Origin of the sequence: Planosporangium mesophilum, from assembly GCF_016863255.1 — a bacterium.
Lineage (GTDB): Bacteria > Actinomycetota > Actinomycetes > Mycobacteriales > Micromonosporaceae > Planosporangium > Planosporangium mesophilum.
Map to the genome: position 1 here is coordinate 1 of NZ_BOON01000064.1, position 16,721 is coordinate 16,721.

The 16,721-nt window shown below is 70.3% G+C and carries 17 protein-coding genes; 6 read left to right on the forward strand and 11 right to left on the reverse strand.

All coding sequences use genetic code 11. The features are described 5' to 3' along the window. Together Pme01_RS27805 and Pme01_RS27810 are read right to left on the reverse strand one after the other, a co-directional pair. A partial coding sequence (locus Pme01_RS27805) for a methyl-accepting chemotaxis protein (protein WP_203935926.1) occupies window positions 1-1,191 on the reverse strand: 1,191 nt, incomplete at its 3' end. Window positions 1,192-1,728: 537 nt separating this feature from the next. Next, entirely contained in the window at window positions 1,729-2,187 is a 459-nt protein-coding gene (locus tag Pme01_RS27810; protein ID WP_168113894.1) for a hypothetical protein, read from the reverse strand. A 176-nt stretch (window positions 2,188-2,363) separates the two neighbouring features. Between Pme01_RS27810 and Pme01_RS27815 the strand changes: the two genes are divergently transcribed. Further along, window positions 2,364-3,344, forward strand: a complete 981-nt coding sequence (locus Pme01_RS27815) for an NAD(P)H-quinone oxidoreductase (RefSeq protein WP_168113893.1) — start codon at window positions 2,364-2,366, stop codon at window positions 3,342-3,344. Window positions 3,345-3,379: 35 nt separating this feature from the next. On the opposite strand, the gene soxR is transcribed toward Pme01_RS27815, so the two are convergent. Further along, on the reverse strand, window positions 3,380-3,820 hold the full coding sequence (soxR, locus tag Pme01_RS27820; protein WP_168113892.1) for a redox-sensitive transcriptional activator SoxR: 441 nt from the start codon (window positions 3,818-3,820) through the stop codon (window positions 3,380-3,382). A 91-nt stretch (window positions 3,821-3,911) separates the two neighbouring features. On the opposite strand from soxR, the gene Pme01_RS27825 reads away from it, so the two are divergent. Both Pme01_RS27825 and Pme01_RS27830 read left to right on the forward strand, forming a co-directional pair. Next, on the forward strand, window positions 3,912-4,577 hold the full coding sequence (locus Pme01_RS27825; RefSeq protein ID WP_168114095.1) for a thiamine pyrophosphate-binding protein: 666 nt from the start codon (window positions 3,912-3,914) through the stop codon (window positions 4,575-4,577). A gap of 2 nt (window positions 4,578-4,579) precedes the next feature. Next, complete coding sequence (locus Pme01_RS27830) at window positions 4,580-5,494, forward strand: transketolase family protein (RefSeq protein WP_168113891.1); 915 nt, start codon at window positions 4,580-4,582, stop codon at window positions 5,492-5,494. Here the strand turns inward: Pme01_RS27830 and Pme01_RS27835 are convergent. From Pme01_RS27835 to Pme01_RS27845, 3 genes are all read right to left on the reverse strand, one after another. Next, a complete protein-coding gene (locus Pme01_RS27835) occupies window positions 5,481-6,407 on the reverse strand; it encodes a serine hydrolase (RefSeq protein WP_168113890.1) in 927 nt (308 codons plus the stop codon). The two genes, Pme01_RS27830 and Pme01_RS27835, sit on opposite strands and share 14 nt — an antisense overlap. A gap of 159 nt (window positions 6,408-6,566) precedes the next feature. Beyond that, window positions 6,567-6,776 (reverse strand): BldC family transcriptional regulator, encoded by a 210-nt coding sequence (locus Pme01_RS27840; protein WP_167923941.1) that lies wholly within the window; start codon window positions 6,774-6,776, stop codon window positions 6,567-6,569. 319 nt (window positions 6,777-7,095) lie between these two features. Further along, entirely contained in the window at window positions 7,096-7,935 is an 840-nt protein-coding gene (locus Pme01_RS27845; RefSeq protein WP_168113889.1) for a DUF8083 family protein, read from the reverse strand. A gap of 195 nt (window positions 7,936-8,130) precedes the next feature. On the opposite strand from Pme01_RS27845, the gene Pme01_RS27850 reads away from it, so the two are divergent. After that, on the forward strand, window positions 8,131-9,222 hold the full coding sequence (locus Pme01_RS27850; RefSeq protein WP_168113888.1) for a Leu/Phe/Val dehydrogenase: 1,092 nt from the start codon (window positions 8,131-8,133) through the stop codon (window positions 9,220-9,222). 240 nt (window positions 9,223-9,462) lie between these two features. Further along, window positions 9,463-9,681 carry a DUF3073 domain-containing protein gene (locus Pme01_RS27855; protein WP_168113887.1) on the forward strand — a complete coding sequence of 73 codons (219 nt, stop codon included), beginning with the start codon at window positions 9,463-9,465 and terminating at the stop codon, window positions 9,679-9,681. Window positions 9,682-9,831: 150 nt separating this feature from the next. On the opposite strand, the gene amcA is transcribed toward Pme01_RS27855, so the two are convergent. The 5 genes from amcA to Pme01_RS27880 all read right to left on the reverse strand — a co-directional run bounded on the left by amcA (window position 9,832) and on the right by Pme01_RS27880 (window position 14,589). Beyond that, window positions 9,832-10,029 (reverse strand): multiple cyclophane-containing RiPP AmcA, encoded by a 198-nt coding sequence (amcA, locus tag Pme01_RS27860; RefSeq protein ID WP_168113886.1) that lies wholly within the window; start codon window positions 10,027-10,029, stop codon window positions 9,832-9,834. After that, complete coding sequence (gene amcB / locus Pme01_RS27865; RefSeq protein WP_168113885.1) at window positions 10,013-11,104, reverse strand: cyclophane-forming radical SAM peptide maturase AmcB; 1,092 nt, start codon at window positions 11,102-11,104, stop codon at window positions 10,013-10,015. The genes amcA and amcB overlap by 17 nt, the downstream gene beginning before the upstream one ends. A 99-nt stretch (window positions 11,105-11,203) precedes the next feature. Further along, window positions 11,204-12,328: a phosphoribosylformylglycinamidine cyclo-ligase gene (gene purM / locus Pme01_RS27870; protein WP_168114094.1), complete on the reverse strand. Its 1,125-nt coding sequence runs from the start codon at window positions 12,326-12,328 to the stop codon at window positions 11,204-11,206. 165 nt (window positions 12,329-12,493) lie between these two features. Beyond that, entirely contained in the window at window positions 12,494-14,122 is a 1,629-nt protein-coding gene (gene purF / locus Pme01_RS27875; protein WP_168113884.1) for an amidophosphoribosyltransferase, read from the reverse strand. Between the two features lie 155 nt (window positions 14,123-14,277). Beyond that, window positions 14,278-14,589 (reverse strand): sterol carrier family protein, encoded by a 312-nt coding sequence (locus tag Pme01_RS27880; RefSeq protein WP_203935931.1) that lies wholly within the window; start codon window positions 14,587-14,589, stop codon window positions 14,278-14,280. A 228-nt stretch (window positions 14,590-14,817) separates the two neighbouring features. On the opposite strand from Pme01_RS27880, the gene Pme01_RS27885 reads away from it, so the two are divergent. Continuing rightward, a complete protein-coding gene (locus tag Pme01_RS27885) occupies window positions 14,818-16,668 on the forward strand; it encodes a peptidase associated/transthyretin-like domain-containing protein (RefSeq protein WP_168113882.1) in 1,851 nt (616 codons plus the stop codon). Window positions 16,669-16,721: the final 53 nt, after the last annotated feature.

Below are 16,721 nucleotides of genomic sequence, written 5' to 3' on the forward strand. Positions count from 1 at the left end.
CGAGGTGATCACCTTGACCACGTCGGCGATCTGGGCGGACGACTCGCCGAGCTTGCTCATCGTCTCCGTGGTGTTGGCGGCGACGTGGACGGCCTGGGCGGCCACCTTGACCGCCTCGTTGGCGTTGTGCGAGATCTCCCCGATCGAGGAGCCCATCTCCTCCGAACCGGACGCGACCGTCTGCACGTTGCGCGACACCTCTTCGGCGGTTTCGGCGACCACGTTGGCCTGCGCCGACATCTGCTGTGCGGACGCGGCCATCGAGCCGCTCACCTCGTTGAGGTGCTGCGAATTGGTGCTCAGCGCCCCGGAGGTGTCGACGATGCGCGACACGGTGTCGCGCATCGACATCCGCATCCGCTCCAGCGCGGCGGCCATCTCGCCGACCTCGTCGCGGCTGTCGATCGTGACGGCCTCGCCGAGGTCACCGTCGGCCATCTTGCCGAGCACGTCCCGCACCCGGCGTACGGGGGAGACGATGAGGCGGTAGGTCCACAGCGCGACGACGCCGCCCAGCACGAGGCCGACCGCGGCCGCCACGATCGTCAGGACCAGGACGGTGCGCGCGGTGTTCTCGGCATCCTTGTTCGCCGCCGCCCGGTCTTTGTTCACCGACGCGACGAGCTTGTCGGTCGAGGTGACCAGCTTGCCGAAGAGGTCGTTGGAGTCGCCGTTCAGGATCGCGACGGCCTCGGCGGTGCCGGCGGGCGTGTTCTTCTTCAACGCAGTGACGATCTTGTCGTCGGTGGCGAAGACGGCCTGCCACTCCGTGCGGATCTCGGCCATGAGCGCCTTCTGCTCGGGGCTCATCCACTGTTCGTGCACGCCGTCGAGCACGCCATGCAGGCTCTGTACCGCATCGAGGTAGCCCTTGCGGTTGGCGTTGTTCGGGTCGACCGCGGCCGCCGGGCTCTTGGCGTAGCCGTCCAGGATGTACCAGGCCTGCCAGGCGATGATGTCGAGGTTGTACCAGGCGAGCAGCTTGGTCTCGCCCGCCACCACAGTGAGGTTGGTGATCTGATTGCGGGCGGCGGCCTGCCGGGATGAGCCCCAGATGCCGACGCCGGCCACGGCGATGACACCGAGGGCCAGGGCTACCACTGTCGCGATGAACTTGGTGCCGATGCGGGTGTCGGCGTAGCGCTGGCGAAGTGAGCGCCGGCCACCTCCCGAAGTGATGCTGGTGCTCACGATTCTCCTGTCTACGTCGCTGCCGCATGGCCATGGTCCGGGCCGCGTGAGCCAGTTCGCGACGTGCAGATGACGGACCGCGGGTCAGCGCTCCGGGCTGCTGTCAAGACGGCTCACACCGCTCGGGACAGAAGCCGGCTGCACCGCATCGGAGACGTGCAGGGACCTCTGCTCCTCCACCCATCGGCACCCAATACGCCCGGTATAGGAATTTCGCGACATTCGGTCTGATCAGACGTCCGTCGCGTCGCGCGTCGGAAGAACATCGGAAAAACCGGCCACTTCAAGCCTAAACAGCCCAAGAATTCTGAGCCCCACGCATCGATACAGATGCGAAGCGTAATGATGGGGACCGGCCGTGACAGTCGCCCGGCGGACCAGCCATTATTGCCCGATGCGAATCCTTCGACTGGCTCTGGTCGGTCTGGCCGCCACGGCAGCGGTACTCGTGGGCCAGCGCGAAGCCTTGGCCTTCGAGAGCTTCTTCATGACCCTTTCACCCAGTTGGGGCCCTAGTACGACGCAGATTACGGCCAACTACATATTTTCGGCGAGCAACGGCCAGTGCGGCTTTCCGAGCGTTGCCTTCACCTGGGACGGGCGCGCGGTCGGCGAAGCACCGGTCACTCGCTCCGGCGGCTCGAGCCAGGGGTACTGCCTGGCGCGGCTGACCTTGACGCCGCCCAACGGATTGAACGCGCCAGGCCGGCACGTGGTGCGCGGCGAAGGCAAGGGCCACAAGAACCCGGTGAACGCCACCTTCACGATCACCGGCACCGCCGCTCCCACGCCGCCGGCGCGGTCGGCCACCCCGACGGCCGCCGCCCGCCCCCAGTCGACCACCAAGCCGTCCGCCCGCCCGTCGGCGAGCGCGTCGCCCAGCGCGACCCCGAGCGCGAGTACCGAAGCGGCCGGCGTGCCGACCGAGTCGACGTCGACGATCCCCCAGGCCGTGGTGAAGTCCTCGTCCGGCGGAAGCTCCACCGGTACGGTCATCGCCATTGTCGTGATGGCCTTGACGATCATCGGCGCCGGGCTACTGGCCGGCCTGGTACTCCGCAAACGCGGCGACGGCGAGGACGGACCCGTGGAGATCCTGCCGACCGGGTCCTGATCACCCGTCCGGGCAGGTCGCGTCGCGGGGCGCCAAGGCACCGACTAACGTCATCAACGTGTACGCGGTGACGATCACTGAGCCGGGCGGCCCCGAGGTTCTGCAATGGACCGAGGTGCCCGATCCCGAGCCACAGCCGGGCGAGGTTCTGATCAACGTGACCGCCACCGCGGTCAACCGCGCGGACGTGATGCAGCGCCAGGGCCAGTACCCGCCGCCGCCGGGCGCGCCGCCGTACCCGGGCCTGGAGTGCTCCGGGACCATCGAGCGGGTCGCCGAGGGCGTCGAGGGCTGGACGCCCGGCGACGAGGTCTGCGCCCTGCTCGGCGGTGGAGGGTACGCGCAGAAGGTCGCCGTCGCGGCCACGCAGCTCCTGCCGAAGCCGAGGACGGTGAGCCTCGACGACGCGGCCGCCCTGCCCGAGGTCGCCTGCACCGTGTGGTCCAACGTGACCGATCTGGCGAAGCTCAAGCGGGGCGAGACGTTCCTGGTCCACGGCGGCGGCAGCGGGATCGGTACGTTCGCCATCCAGTACACGAAGGCGCTGGGGGCGAGGGTCGTCACCACGGCCCGCCGGTCCAAGCACGACGCGCTCAAGGAGCTGGGCGCCGACGTCACCATCGACTACTCGACGCAGGACTTCGCGGAGCTGCTGAAGGGCCAGGTCGACGTCGTCCTCGACATCATGGGCGGCTCCTACCTCGGCAAGAACGTCACGGTACTGGCTACCTACGGCCGGCTGGTGGTGATCGCCACCCAGGGCGGCCGCAAGGGCGAGCTGGATCTCGGCGCGCTGTTGGCGAAGCGTGGCCTGGTCGCCGCCAACACCCTTCGGGCCCGGCCGGCCGACGAGAAGGCCGCCATCGTCCGGGGGGTGCACCAGCAGGTCTGGCCGCTGATCGATGCGGGCCGGATCCGGCCGATCATCTACCGGAAGCTGCCGATGACGGAGGCCGCCGAGGCACACCGGCTGCTCGAGTCGAGCGAGCACATCGGCAAGATCGTGCTGGTCAACCCCGACGCGATCAGCGGGGCGTGACGAAGCGCAGCGGGGCGTGACGAAGCGCAGCGCGGTCAGCCCCGACGCATCAGCCTGACCGGGCCCGGCCCCTGCTCGGCCAGCTCGTCTCCGTGGTTGTAGAGCCCGCACGTCTTCAACGACAGGCACCCGCAGCCGATGCAGCCGTCGAGCCGGTCGCGCAGCCGCTCCATGAGCGCGATCTGCTCGTCCAGGCGGCTGCGCCAGGCGCGGGACAGCCTGGTCCAGTCAGTCCTGGTGGGCGTACGCCCGGCCGGCAGATCAGCCAGCGCCGCGCCGATCTCCTCAAGGGGCACGCCGACCTGCGCCGACACCCGGATGAACGCCACCCGCCGCAGCATCGAGCGCTCGTACCGGCGCTGGTTGCCCCCGGTACGGGTGGACGAGATCAGGCCGAGGCGCTCGTAGTACCGCAGCGCGGACGGAGCAACGCCGCTGCGCGCGGACAGCTCGCCGATCGTCAGCAGATCGTGCATCACAGTCCCTTGAGTTGAAGCTCACTTCAACTTGCAGTGTAGGGACATGACCGCAGCGACGACTACCCGATCGACCCGGCCACCCGAGCTGATGACCGCGCTACGCCGGGTGACCGGCGACGTGAAGCACGCGCCCGCCGCACTCTCCACTCTGGACGTGCTCTGGGTGCTCTACGACCGGATCCTGCGAGTGGACCCGACGCGCCCCGACGCGCCGGAGCGGGACCGGTTCCTCCTGTCCAAGGGGCACGGGCCGGCCGCGTACTACGCCGTACTCGCGACCAAGGGCTTCTTCCCCGCCGACTGGCTGGACGACCTGGCCGGTCCGGCCAGCCGCCTCGGCCACCACCCGGACCGCACCCTGGTACCCGGGACGGAGATCAGCTCGGGCTCGCTCGGCCACGGCCTGGGGCTCTCGGTCGGCACCGCGCTCGGGCTGCGCGCCCAGGGACTGACCTCGCCGCACGTGTACGTGCTGGTCGGCGACGCCGAACTGGACGAGGGCTCCAACCACGAGGCGGTCGCGTACGCGGGGGCGACCGGCCTGGACAACCTGACCGCCATCGTGATCGACAACCGGTCGGCCACCCACGGCTGGCCGGGCGGCATCGCGAGCCGCTTCGCGGTCAACGGCTGGACCACCGCGGACGTGGACGGTCGCGACCACGACGCCATCGCCACCGGCTTGCGTCAACGGATACCCCACCGGCCGCACGTGGTCGTGGCCCGCGTCGAGCCCAAGTTCGAGGGAGCCTGATAATGCGTGAGGACTTCATCCGTACGACCACCGCGCTGCTCGACGACGACCCCCGTACCGCCGTGGTCCTCGCCGACATCTCAGCCGAGCGTTTCGCCCCGGCCGCGGAGCGGCACCCGGACCGGGTGGTCAACGTCGGCATCCGCGAGCAGCTGATGGTCGGCGTGGCCGGCGGGCTGGCCCTGACCGGCCTGCGGCCGTACGTGCACTCCTACGCGACGTTCCTGATCGACAGGGCGTACGAGCAGATCAAGCTCGACCTCGACCACCAGCGGGCCGGCGCGGTCCTGGTCAGCGTCGGCGCCTCCTACGACGCCTCGGAGGAGGGGCGCACGCACCAGTCGCCGGGCGACGTCTCGCTGATCGACACGCTCGACAGCACGTGGACGGTCCACGTACCGGGCCACTCCGACGAGGTACCCGATCTCCTTCGCGCCGCCGCCGGCCACGACGACCCGGTGTACGTGCGGCTGTCGGCCCGGAGCAACAGCGTCGCCCACCCGGACGCGGACAGGCTGTCGGTGCTTCGCCGGGGAGACAAAGGGTCAGTGGTAGCGGTCGGCCCGATGCTGGACCGGGTCCTGGCGGCCACCGACGGGCTCGACGTGACGGTGGCGTACACGCACACGCCGCGCCCGTTCGACGCCGCCGGGCTGCGGGTGATCGTGGGCGACAACGCGATCACCGGCGACGGCGCGACCACCGGCAACAACGTCGTGCTCGTCGAGCCGTACCTCGCCGGCACGTCGGCCCGGTTCGTGACGGACGCGCTGTCAGACGTACCCCACCGGCTGCTGAGCCTCGGCGTCGGCCGTACCGACCTCCGCCGCTACGGGTCGCCCGACGATCACGAGCGGTGGCACGGCCTCGATCCCGCGACGCTCCGCGAGAAGATCGGCACGTTCATCGACCGGTAGCCCGCCCGGGCACGGTCACGTCGGCGGGCGTCGTCGCACCGAACACGGTGGCGACGACGTCGCTGACGGTGTGTACCCCGGCGTCGAGCGTGCCGCCCCCGGGCTGGTCGTACATGACCACCACGGCGTACCGGCCGTCCGGGCCGGCGAAGCCGATGCTGTGGGTGACCCAGTGCTTGACGTTGCCGTCGGTCGCGAGCGTCCAGCCGTTCGCGACGCCGGGCTGGTTGGGCGCGCCGGCGGCCCACACCCCCCAGTGCTGGACAGCGCCGGTGCGGCGCATCGCGGCGGTCAGGTAGTCACGGTCGGCCGGTACGGCGTGGTCGAGCAGGTATGTGACGAGGTGCAGCAGGTCGTCCGGTACGCATCTGAGGTTGTTCCAGCGCCGGAGAGCACCGGGCGAGAACTCCAGCCCCGCCATCCCGTACCGCTGCTGGAGCCACGGCACCATGGTCTCCCTGCCGTACCGGTCCCACAGCGCGTCGGCCGCCCGGTCGGACGAGGTCTCCAGCATGTCGGCGAGGTTCCTGCGCGCCGTCGGGTCGAGCTTGATCTCGCCGCTGCGCGAGCGCTCGAGCAGGTTGGCCGCGATCGCGAGCTTCACCGTCGAGGAGGCCCGAAAGGGGCGCGCGACCCCGCCGGCCCGCCACTCGACGCCGGTCGTCCGGTCGCGGACGATCATCGCCAGGTTGCCGCCGGCCTTGCTGACGAGCTCCGTCGCGGCCTGGAAGCGCTGCTGCTGCGCGGGGTCCACCGGTACCGCGGGCGGCCCGTCGGCGACCGTCTGCACGCTCGCGGGTGGTGTCCCGGCTGCGGCTGGCGACGCGTAGGTGTGCACGTACCGCACCACGACCACCGACGAGACCGTGAGCACGAGGACTCCAGCGGCGATCATCAGTGGACTGCGGTGCATCGTCGTGGCTTCCTGACCCGGTGTGGATCCTGACCCGTCCGGCCGGGATCCAAGGTCACCAAGGTAACAGGCCAGCAGCCTCATGATCGAGGTGGCGAGACGGCTGCGGGTGCAGTCGTCTCGCCACCTCGATCATGGCCGGGTGCGCCGGGTGTTACGTCAGTCGCCCACCCGCTGCGAGGGAATCTGTCCCTGCAGCAGGGCTCGGACCTCCGACTCACGGTAACGCCGGTGGCCACCCAAAGTGCGAATCGCACTTAGTTTGCCCGCCTTCGCCCACCGGGTCACGGTCTTCGGGTCGACACGGAACATCGACGCAACCTCCGCCGGTGTAAGCAGCGGCTCAGGTTCATGCGTACGCGATGCCATCGGTCACTCCTCCACAGGTACCCCATTGACGTCTGCCGGTGTCCCGCCGGTCGACGCGTTTCTCATGGTCCGGCTAGTCCGCGATGTCCGACATGGGCCGAACGGTTGAAGGTCCCTGTATAGATGGATGATGAATCGGCCAGTTTTTGGCCTTTTAACCGGATCCTAGTGCATAAAACGGGCGTCACGCTACCCGAAGTGACCGTCAAAACGCGAAATCCGCTCGCGTTTGGCGGGCCCCAAAATTCACTCATAAGATAAAAAGCACCGAAACGGACCGCCCCGTATGGTACGGCCGGCGTCCACCGACGAACCGACGTCAGTTGCAGCGTTCGAGCAGTTGAACCGCTCGCCAGCGCTCCACCAACCGCTCATATGCCGAGGTGGCGGAGTCCGCCTCCCCCCGGCCGACGGCCGCGAGACCCGCCGCGACGAGCCCCGGCGAGTCGTCCGCGTTGAGGGAGTCGTCGGATAGCAGATTGACAAGTCCGCCGTAGTCCAACTCGACCACGGAGCGTGGATGGAACTCCTCCAACCACCGCGCCGTCTCCTCTACGGCGGCCGTGATCGGAGCGTCCCCCAGCGACCGCCGCAGGACCGAGTGCGCCCGGTGCGCCCGCCGCCGGGCCTTGGAGATCTCCGTGCGGTACCGCAGCACCCGCCGTTCGGGGCGCAGCGTCAGCTCGCGCTCGGACAGGTCCACGAACACGAACCAGCGCAGCGGCACGCCCCACGTGGCCACCTGCTCGTGTACGCGCGGAAGGCCGCGTTCGAGTACCCGTGAGCCGTTGCGCCAGTCCTCGATCACGCTCCTGGCGAGCCCGGCGAACAAGGGTGGTACGAACGCGTCGGCGAGGACGCCCGGTACGCCGTCACGGGCGGTCAGCGCGGCCTCGGCCACCCGGACCCGCAGGTTCCAGGGGCAGATCAGCAACGTCTCGTCGGATTCGAGCACGTACGCCTCGTCGGGCAGCTCCGGCAGCCGGGTCCAGCCCGCACCGAGCGCCTCCAGTACGGTCGCGCGCTGACGCCCGGGGCCCTCGGCGGGGGCCACCGCACGCCCCTCCTTGACGTAGCGGCGCCAGTACTCCTGCCGTTCCCGGTCGAAGGCGGTCAACGGCTCGTACACGCGGAGATACGAAGCGAACAGTGACGGCACGCCGCGATCGTGCCACGTTTCGCCTCGCCGCCGCACTTTCCTCGCGGGGTGATAGACATCGATTTGGACAACAGGTCCGCATAGCGGGCTGTTATGCGGGCATCGACGACGACGCCGGAGGCGGCCCACTAGGCTCAGGCTCGTGCCGGCACCACCCCGCCGGCGCTTGATGCCCCGGCCCCACAAGGAGATCCCATGGGCGTATTCAGCACGGCGGGCGGTACCGAGCCCACCGGCCACGAGCAGGTCGTCTTCTGCTCCGACCAGCAGAGCGGCCTCCGAGCGATCATCGCGATCTACTCCACCGCCCTCGGCCCAGCGCTCGGCGGTACCCGGTTCTACCCGTACGCGAACGAAGAGGACGCGATCCACGACGTCCTCGAACTGTCCCGTGGGATGGCGTACAAGAACGCCATGGCCGGCCTCGACCTTGGTGGCGGCAAGGCGGTCATCTGGGGCGATCCCGACCGCGACAAGTCCGAGCCGCTGCTGCGGGCGTACGGGCGGTTCGTGGAGTCGCTCGGCGGGCGCTACTACACCGCCTGCGACGTGGGCACGTACGTGCAGGACATGGACATGGTGGCGCGCGAGACCCGGTTCGTGACCGGCCGCTCCGAGGCCCACGGCGGCGCCGGCGACTCGTCGGTGCTCACCGCGTACGGCGTGTTCCAGGGCATGCGGGCCGCGGCCGAGCACCGCTGGGGCAGCCCCTCGCTGGCCGGCAGGCGGGTCGGCATCGCCGGCCTGGGCAAGGTCGGCAAGCACCTGACCCGGCACCTGCTCTCCGACGGCGCCCAGGTGGTCGCCACCGATGTGTCCCAGCGCGCGTTCGAGTGGGCCCGCGAGACGTACCCGCAGGTCGACCTCGTCGACGACGTCACCGCGCTGATCACGTCCGACATCGACGTGTACGCCCCGTGCGCGCTCGGCGGCGCCCTGAACGACGACACGGTGCCGGTGCTGCGCGCGACCGTCGTCGCGGGTGCTGCCAACAACCAGCTCGCGCACCCCGGGGTCGAGAAGCTGCTGGACGAGCGGGGCGTCCTGTACGCCCCCGACTACGTGATCAACTCGGGCGGCGTGATCCAGGTCGCCGACGAGATCGAGGGCTTCAACTTCGAGCGGGCCAAGCTGCGGGCGGGGAAGATCTACGACACCACCCGCCAGATCCTGCTGCTCGCCCAGGAGGAGGGCGTACCGCCCGCGGTCGCCGCCGACCGGATGGCCGATCGCCGGATGGCCGAGGTCGGCCGGCTCCGCACGATCCGGCTGCGGCACGAGCGCTGAGCGTTTCCAGCTCACCGTAGATCGACCCGGCACCGCCGGGTCGATCTACGGTTACGACCGTGAGGTCCGGCCGGCCCTTACCCTGTAATCCGGACAGGTGCTGAACGCCACCGGAACGTCGGGGAGGGCGAGATGCCGAAACCGCGTCACGACATGTACCGTAAGAGCCACGAGAGATGCCTGACGTGTGGGGCTCGCCGGTGACGGCTGCCCCGTAATTTCGTGCGAGGGGGTCGAGCCATGGGGCGCGGCCGTGCTAAGGCCAAGCAGACGAGGGTGGCCCGGGAGTTGAAGTACCACTCCCCGAACACCGACCTCGCCGCGTTGCAGCGGGAACTGGGTGGCAGCAGCCGGAAGTCTGACGACGACGTCGACGAGTACGGCGAGTACGTGGACGACGAAGAAGACGACGACGAGAACGACGGCGACGCCGGTAGTTCTCCTCCCGGTCGTCGCTGACCTCGCTACTCGTTCCGGGCACGTGGACATGATCCGCGTGCCGCGCTCTGTCCGGGCCGCTTCACGCGGGCCGCAGACCACCTGTCGGGGCTACTTCACGCACGCGCTTGCCCCGTTACGGGTGCCTGCATCCAACCCGACGTTCCCGGATCACCGGGGCCGGTTGTTCCAGTTGTAGAACGTCGGGATGTTCTCGAAGTGGTTCCAGGCGCACACCGCGCTGTCACCGTCGCCACCGGGAGCCTCAGTACGCGCGGCGCGTGCCTCCCGGCCCTCGGCGATCAACCGCTCGAGGCCGGCGGCGGCCGCGCGTACCCGGTCCGAGACCGGGTCAGTGAGCTCGGGCATGGTCGAGCACCCCCTCCAGTAGCTGGATCTTGCTGTTGCGGCAGTGGTTGGTCTGGGTGCCGTCGAACCGCCCGTGCTCGAAGTACCGGTTCGCGGCGTGCGCTCCTCCGCAGAAACCGAAGTACGGGCAGGTCGACCGGCAGGCCTCGACCCCGGCGAGGTACTCCGGTACCCAGGCCGCGGATCCGTGGGCCCCGGCGAGGATCTCGCGCAGCGGCGTGGCCAGCACGTTCCCGCTGCTGAAGTCGCCGTAGCGGGGATCGGTGAAGCCGGCCAGCTCGGGCGAGAGCAGGAAGACCCGGCCGTCGCTGGCGACGGTCGGGATCGGGTCGAGCGCGCGGGGGAGCACCTCGTCGGCGGCCCCGTCCAGGACCGCGCCGGCGTACCGCAGCGTCCACTCGATCTCCCGGACGTGGATGCGGGGGTCGGCCCGCCACGCCTCGACCAGCTCCGCCCAGAAGCCACGGACGGCGTCGACACCGAAGTCGTTCGACCGGGTGTTGACGCCCTCCTGCTCCTCGATGTTGATGCCGAGCACATCACAACCAAGGTCGAGAAAGTACGCGTAGAGCCGCGCCGCCAGGCCCGGGTACGGCCGCGCCACCACGCAGAGGGCGGAGAACCCGATGCCGTGGCGGCGCAGCGCACCGATGCCGCGCATGATCCGGTCGTAGGCCGGCGCGCCGCCGCGCGTGATCCGGGCGGCGTTGAGCTCGGCCGGCCCGTCCACACTGACGCTCACCCGCACGCCGTGCGTACCGAAGAACTCGCACCAGGCGTCGTCGACGAGCGTGGCGTTGGTCTGCACGTGGTGCTCGACGCGGGCGAACGGCGCCATCAGCCCGGCCAGAGCCGCCCGCCCGGCGGCGAGCGGCTCACCACCGTGCCAGACCACCGAGAACCGGGTGTCGGTGGCCGCCCACGGGTTGACCGAGTCGGCTACCGCCCGCGCCACCTCGACCGGCATACGCCGGTCGAGGGCACGGTGCGGCAGGTAGCAGTACGCGCAGTCAAGGTTGCACAAGGTCGTGGGTTGCATGACGACGTACCCCGGTACCGGGGCGATGCCTTGCATGCCCGTCCACAAACCGTCCTCCTCGGGCTCGCGCCTCAGGAAGATTCAGAGTATGCGGTGTCGTTGGCTGGTTCTAGATCCTTCTACCGACTCGTGGAATCAGCCGCTGGTGTGCGAGCCGACCATCTGGACGTTGCCGCTGCCCTCGATGATCTCGCCGACCTGCCAGGCCTCGATGCCGCGGCCGGTGAGGAAGGCGAGCGTACGGTCGGCGTCCTCAGCCGTGACGACCGCCAGCATCCCGATACCCATGTTGAAGGTGCTCTCCATCTCCATGTCGTCGATGCGCCCCTTGGTGCGCACCAGCTCGAAGATGGGCTGCGGCCGCCAGGTCGAGCGGTCGACGACCGCGTCGACGTGGTCGGGCAGCACCCGTACCAGGTTGCCGGGGATGCCACCGCCGGTCACGTGGGCCAGCGCGTGCACCTCGCACTCGGTGATCAGATCCAGGCAGTCCCGCGCGTAGATGCGGGTCGGGGTGAGCAGCTCCTCGCCGAGCGTGCGCTGGCGGCCGAACTCCTCCACCACGCTGTCCAGCCGCATCCGGCCCGCGCCCAGCAGGACGTGGCGGACCAGCGAGTACCCGTTGGAGTGCAGGCCGGAGGAGCGCATCGCGATCACGACGTCGCCGACCTCGACCCTCTCCCGGCCCAGGATGTCGTCCTCCTCGACCACGCCCACGCCGGTACCGGAGATGTCGTACTCGTCGGGCCGCATCACGCCGGGGTGCTCGGCGGTCTCGCCGCCCAGCAGCGAGCAGCCGGCGTACCGGCAGCCGTCGGCGATGCCCGCGCCGATCTCGGCGACCCGGTCCGGCACGACCTCGCCGCAGGCGATGTAGTCGAGCAGGAACAGCGGCTCGGCGCCGCAGGCCACCAGGTCGTCGACGACCATGGCGACCAGGTCGATGCCGATGGTGTCGTGGATGTCCATCGCCTGCGCGATCACCAGCTTGGTGCCCACCCCGTCGGTGGACGAGGCGAGGATCGGCTTGCGGTACTTCTTGGTGTCGAGGCGGAAGAGCCCGGCGAAGCCTCCGATGTCACCGACGACCTCCGGTCGCCAGGTCCGGTGGACCTTGCTCTTGAGCAGCTCCACCGCCTGCTCGCCGGCGTGGATCGAGACCCCCGCGTCGGAGTAGGTGACGGTACGGCGGCGCCGGTCGCGGCCGTTGCTGCCGGCCGACCAGAGCTGCTTGTCGGCCTTCTTGCCCTGCTCAGGAATGTCCGTGTGGTGTCCGTTGTCGGCGGTTCCGGGTGCGCCGTTGGCGTCGGCGCCCGTCTGGTTGGTGCGCTCAGTCACTGCGTCACTTTCTCCCCATATGCGTCGCGGCTGCCGCCGCGATTACCGCCGGATCGATTGCTCGAAGCCGCCGGATCAAGCTTTGCGTCACGGGCGCGACAGCGCATCCGCACCGCCAGGGCTGGCGGCGAGAGGCTCGTCGCCGGCGATCTCGCCCGTACCGGTACGGCGACCGTTGTCGGCGTGGTGCGGCTGGTCGGTCCCGCGGCGCCGGGCGTGACCGCCCGAGTTCGCGGTCTTGGCCAGGCCCTCCAGTACGTGCTTACCGATCACGTTGTCGGCGGGCAGGTCGATCGGGTACTCCCCGTCGAAGCATGCCCGGCACAGCCGGGTTTTGGGCTGCTCGGTGGCCGCGATCAGGCCCGGCAGCGATACGTAGCCCAGCGAGTCGGCGCCGATCGACCGCCGGATGCCGTCGGCGTCCAGGCCGTTGGCCAGCAGTTCGGCGCGGGTTGCGAAGTCGATGCCGTAGAAGCACGGCCACTTCACCGGCGGCGACGAGATACGGACGTGTACCTCGACCGCCCCCGCCTCGCGCAGCATCCGTACGATCGCCCGCTGCGTGTTGCCGCGGACGATCGAGTCGTCGACCACCACCACCCGCTTGCCCCGCACCACGTCGCGCAGCGGGTTCAGCTTGAGCCGGATGCCGAGCTGGCGGATGGTCTGCGAGGGCTGGATGAAGGTGCGCCCCACGTACGCGTTCTTCACCAGGCCCATCCCGTACGGGATGCCGGACTCCTCGGCGTAGCCGATCGCGGCCGGGGTGCCCGACTCGGGCACCGGGATCACGAGATCCGCCTCGGCCGGGTGCTCGCGGGCGAGCGCCCGCCCGATACCCACCCGGGCCGCGTACACGTTCCGGCCGCTGATCGTGGTGTCCGGCCGGGCCAGATACACGTACTCGAACAGGCAGCCCTTGGGCTCTGGCGCGGCGAACCGGCTGGAGCGCAGCCCGTGCTCGTCAATCGCCAGCAGTTCGCCCGGCTCGATCTCGCGGACGACGCTGGCGCCCACCATGTCGAGCGCGGCGGTCTCGCTCGCGACCACCCAGCCCCGCTCCAGGCGCCCCAGCACGAGCGGCCGTACCCCCTGCGGGTCGCGGGCCGCGTACAGCGTGTCCTCGTCCATGAACACGAAGCTGAAGGCGCCCCGCAGGGTCGGGAGCACCTCGAGCGCCGCGGCCTCGACCGACAGGTCGGGGCGGGCCACGAGCAGCGCGGTGACCAGGGCGGTGTCGGAGGTCGTGGTGGCGTCGCGGATGCCCAGCTCGGCCACCCGCCGGGCCAGTTCCGCGGTGTTGACCAGGTTGCCGTTGTGGGCGAGCGCGATCGTCGTGGCCGCGCCGTCGGCGCCGGCCTCACCCCGCGGCTGGGTCGCCCGCAGCGTCGGCTGGGCGTTCTCCCAGTTCGAGGCGCCGGTCGTGGAGTAGCGCGCGTGACCGATGGCGATGTGGCCGCGCAGGCTGGCCAGCGTCGGCTCGTCGAAGACCTGCGCCACCAGGCCGAGGTCCTTGTAGACCACCACGCCCGTACCGTCGGAGACCGCGATCCCAGCCGCCTCCTGACCCCGGTGCTGCAACGAGTACAGCCCGAAGTAGGTGAGCTTGGCGACCTCTTCGCCGGGAGCCCAGACCCCGAAGACGCCACATGCGTCCTGTGGGCCGGGCTGTTGGGGGTCGAGGTCGTGGGTAAGCCGACCGTCGCCTCGGGGCACGTGCCGCTCCTGAAAGTCGCCTTGGGGCCGTCGGACGCGTTGACGCCGGATCGTGGTCGCCCTCGCGGACACCCAGTGTACGCGAGTTCCATACTGCAACCCACAACCACAAAACCGGCACCCGATGTAGCGAAGCGCTCGAAGCCATTTACCCGCTACAACGGCAGAAAGGCCGATAAATCAGCTCGAACGCCGCTGGCTCGCACGCGGCCGGCGGCGACCGCCTCGGCCCAACTCGTCCGGCCGGTGGCCAGTTCGAGCCACGTGGCCGGGTCCATCTCCACCACGTTCGGCGGAGTGCCACGAGTGTGGCGAGGACCACTCACGCATTGAACCGCGCCATACGGTGGAACCCGTACCTCCACCGAACGACCGGGTACCTTGGCCGCGAGCATGGAAAGCGATGTCCGCACGGCGTCCCGTAGCGCCGCGCGGTCGGGAGTACGGCCGTTTGCCAGCGCATCCATGACGGCCGAGACAGCCTGGTAATACCGTGGCTCATCGGACACGTCCGGACGATATGGCCGCGCGTAGCAAGATGGCAACACAAGCCTGCCTTTCGCGCGGGCGCAGGGACAGGGCATAGTTTGCTGCGGTGCAGCACGCTACGGAAACGCCGCTCGATATGGCGCAGTCGCGGGCGACGGGGAAGGGCTCCAATGACGTTCGGCCGGGTATGGAACCGGAGGGCTGACGTGACGGCACGCCGAAAAACACTGGCCCGTGCCGGTGTGGCGGTCGCCGTGGTCCTCGGCACGCTAGGCGTCGCGGCCCCGGCCTACGCCGCCGGCACCGTCGGAGTGAACATCGCCGGCAGGCTGAGCGACTTCGGTCCCGGCCAGACGCAGTCGCTGAGCGTGACGGTCACCCTCGACGACGGCAGCCCCACCGGCACCAACCGGGTGGACGTCTCGGTGTCGGGGCTCAGCAGCTTCAGCGTCGTCGACACCACCGGTTGCGACGGCGGCGGCGCCTCCCAGTGCCGCATCGACTTCGGCGGGGCCAGCGGGCAGCGGAAGATCAGCTTCACCATCAAGGCCCCCGGAAGCGTCGGTGACGGGCAGACGAAGACCGAGCGCGGCACGGTCACCGCCTCCGCCGGCCTCCTGAGCGCCCGGGACTCGGCCGACTTCGACGCCACCGTGAAGGGCCAGACCCAGGCGCCGACCGTCGCCGCGATCTCCGGTGTCGTCAAGGACGCCGCCACCGGCTCGCCGGTCAAGGGCGCCCTGGTGATACTGGTCGACAGCGGCGGCTGCGCGGCGAACAAGCCGGTGTGCCAGACCGGTACCGACAACAGCGGCGCCTTCAGGTTCCCGCAGGCCGGAAAGACCATCACGCCGGGCACCGTCAACATCGGCGTGTCGAGGGCCGGGTACGAGAACCTCACCCGCAGCCTGGAGGCCCAGGCCGGGCAGTCGATCAGCAACATCTCCTTCTCCCTCAAGGCCACCGGCGCGAGCGCCACGGCCACGGCCGAGGCGCTGCCCACCCAGGAGGGGCAGGAGCCGACCGCGGAGGGGGTGGCCCCGACCGGCGCCAACACCGGCCAGAAGGCGAGCAGCTCCTCCGGCCTGAGCACGTTCTCGTGGATCATCCTGATCCTGGCGATTCTGCTGGTCCTGGCGGGCGGCGGCGTCTTCGTGATGATGTTCCTCAACCGCAGGAAGCGTGAGGCCGAGGACGCCGACCAGGCCGACGACCGGGACCCGCGTGGCGGCGCGCCCGTGTCGGGCGCCCCCGGGGTGTACGGCGGCTCGGATCCGACGATGATGGCCCACCACGGCATGGCGGCGCCCGGAGCCGGGGATGCGACCGCGATCCTCCGCCCGGCCCGCCCCGAGGACGAGTTCCCCGACCCGTATGCCGCCCCGTACCCGACGAACCAGGCGGGCTACCCGCCGGCGGGCAACGGGTACGGCCCCGGCGGCTACGGCAGCCAGTACGGCGCCCAGCCCGGTTACGGCGAGCAGCAGGGCTACGGCGAGCAGGGCTACGGCGGGGAGCAGCAGGGCTACGGCGGCGCACCGACGACGGTGTACGGCCAGGGCGGCCAGGGCGGCGAGTACGGCAACCAGGCCGGTTACGGCGGCGAGCAGCAGGGCTACGGCGGCTACGGCGGGGAGTCCGGCTACGGCGGCTACGGCGGAGAGCAGCAGGGCTACGGCGGCGCCCCGGCCGGTTACGGTGGCGAGCCCGGCTACGGCGGAGAGCCCGGCTACGGCGGCGCCCCCGGCGGCCAGGGGCCCCGCTACGACGAGGCGACGCGCCACTGGGACGGCAACGCCGAGGGCTATCCGCCCGGCGGTGGGCACCCCCAGCAGGGTGGGCACCCCCAGCAGGGCGGCTACGACCCCGGCTACGGGCAGCAGCACGGCGGGTACGACCAGGGCGGCTACCCGCCGGCGCAGGACCCGTACTACCAGCAGGAGGAGCCTCCGCCCCCACCGCCGCAGCAGCAGCAGGGCCCCGCGGGGCCGCGGCGTCCCGGACCACCTCAGGGTCGCGGCGGTGACCGCCAGCGACTCGACTGGCTCGACGACTGAGCTGTCGCCAGGCAGATGAAAAGCCGGCGCGGTCCGTACGGACCGCGCCGGCT